We start from the raw sequence: 242 nt of genomic DNA, 5'->3' as shown, positions 1-242 counted from the left end.
CCAATAGTACCTTTAAAAATAAAGTCGCCAGTAAATAAATGTTTATCAATTTGAATAGCCGAACATCCTGGTGTATGACCTGGGAAATGATGAAATTTAATTTTGATTCCTTGAATTTCTATTTCTTCATCAGGTTTTACTAAAACATCAGCAAAAGAAGGTGGCATACCCATCCCATATGGATCTTTTTCAAGCATGAATTCATCATCAATTGGAGTATATAATTTTACACCATATGTTTC

General features: G+C 31.8%; 1 protein-coding gene. It reads right to left on the bottom strand.

Translation table 11 applies throughout. The annotated features are described in order from the left end of the window. A partial coding sequence (locus NLF92_RS13670) for an MBL fold metallo-hydrolase (RefSeq protein WP_254102814.1) occupies positions 1–197 on the bottom strand: 197 nt, incomplete at its 3' end. Positions 198–242: the final 45 nt, after the last annotated feature.

This window comes from Opacimonas viscosa (assembly GCF_024199005.1).
Lineage (GTDB): Bacteria > Pseudomonadota > Gammaproteobacteria > Enterobacterales > Alteromonadaceae > Opacimonas > Opacimonas viscosa.
This window is presented reverse-complemented; position numbering and strand designations above follow the sequence as displayed.